This is a genomic window from Nostoc sp. CALU 546, assembly GCF_048836525.1.
In genome coordinates, this window is sequence record NZ_JAWJTF010000368.1 from 1 (window position 1) to 1842 (window position 1842).

Below are 1842 nucleotides of genomic sequence, written 5' to 3' on the forward strand. Positions count from 1 at the left end.
CTAAAAACAAACACTGTCGCCGAATTAATTCTCATTTCACTTTCCATGATTACATAGCAACTGACTTTTTGGGAAAATGGTTGAAAAACTGTTATAAAAAGTTATATAAAGTTGCTGGCTAGTCCCCAAACCAAACCTACGAGGCTTAACTTTCCACTCTCTTTTCTAAATATTGACCAATCATCAACTGCTCACCAGCACGGGAGATAATGGTTTGTCTGGTGCGGTATTTGCTGCCAATTAGCTTTAACTCTTCTTCAAACACTGAACCATTGTATTCAGTTCGCAAACACAGTGTTTTCGGGTTGGAGAAATAATACTGGGCGGTGACTGGTTTAGATATGGCAAAGCCGCGATCGCGATACAAAATGTTTCCCACAACCCCAAATATCGTCGAACCTTGCGACTCTTTCCTTGCTTTCAGCACATCCGTACTTTCCCATGTAACTGCTGCACCACAGATAAAACTATCTGTGTCAAACAAATCGTGCATCTGAGCTAGCTTTTGCAATTCATCACAGCCCTGCTCAAGAAAATTGATCGTAACGATACTCTCCATTTCCTTGGTTTCTCCTTCAGGTAGGGTGTAGTAACGCCTTTGCGATCGCCAATTACCCGCTGATTCTTGGAAAAATTCGGAAATCTGGGATTCATCAGCAGTTTGTGCAATTTTTAACAGAGATGTCACGTCTTACCTTCCTCACCTAATCCAAATATATTTTTGGCAAAAGCTAATTCTTGACTGTTGTTGCCATAACACTGATTGCCCTGTCTCTCGCCATCTTACGCAAGGGGGTAAGAAAAAATAGTGTTTGCCATTACATTATAGACATAAAAAGCAATAAATCTTTAATATTTTTAACATTTTAAAGTACTGTAAATACTAAAAGTTGCAGTAGAATAAAATCTAGTATTGAATGTATAAAAAATCATTTTTTAAGACTGCCCATTATGTTAGAATATGAAACTTTTTGGCTCATATCTTTAGAAAAAGCCAGATTTAGCCTATGGGTAGATTCGAGAAAAATGACAAATATTTATACTAAGTTTATAATTTGTTAACTGCAAGAAGATTATCTACCTCTGCGTAAGAAGTAGAGCGGTGAGAAGTTTTGGACTTTTGTGGGAAAACAGTAGTTTTTGATGCAAAAAATTACTGTCAGACAGCTTATTCATTCTCGCCGTTTTTTGTTAATGATATCTCTCAAAATTACTTGATTAAAACACGGCTGTTTAACCCCAAAAGCTCCCCAATAGGAGAAAAATAAATGATTTTGGATGCAAATAAGCCGCACAAACAGGTGAAAATGACAGATCCAGTAGCCACTAATCAACTAATTAATATCCAGTTAGATTCAGTTGTGAAAACTGAAGTGGCTACCGCAGATTTAAAGAGTAGACTTCTTGCAAACAGCACTTGTGCAATAAGTGAAAAAGGGAAAGAAAGAAATTATTCCCTTTCTTCCAATTCTGTAAGAAGTTTATTGATTCCCTGTTTGGTGGGTATAGGACTGTTGACGGCGAGTTGCGGATCACTGCCCAAGGAATCAGCAGGAGCACAATCTCAGCAACCTGGTGGTGGAGAACGCGGTGGTGGAACACCTGTAGATGCGGCGATCGCTCGAACGGACTCGCTGCAAACACAACCAGAGTACACAGGTAATACAACACCTTTTCGGATTATATCAGTGCGATCGCAAGTAGAAGCCCGATTGTTGGCTTTGAACCTTGATGTGGGCGATACGGTAAAACAAGGGCAAAACGTCGGGCAGTTAGATGATGCCATCCTTTTGACCGAATTAAAGCAAGCAGAAGCAGAACTAGCAGCCCTGAAATCCGAAG

General features: G+C 39.5%; 2 protein-coding genes. One reads left to right on the plus strand and one right to left on the minus strand.

The features are described 5' to 3' along the window. Window positions 1-145 precede the first annotated feature (145 nt). Window positions 146-688 carry a phycobiliprotein lyase gene (locus tag RRG12_RS43735; RefSeq protein ID WP_069070784.1) on the minus strand — a complete coding sequence of 181 codons (543 nt, stop codon included), beginning with the start codon at window positions 686-688 and terminating at the stop codon, window positions 146-148. Between the two features lie 580 nt (window positions 689-1268). On the opposite strand from RRG12_RS43735, the gene RRG12_RS43740 reads away from it, so the two are divergent. Continuing rightward, the coding region (locus tag RRG12_RS43740) for a biotin/lipoyl-binding protein (RefSeq protein WP_420763333.1) at window positions 1269-1842 on the plus strand (574 nt) is incomplete at its 3' end.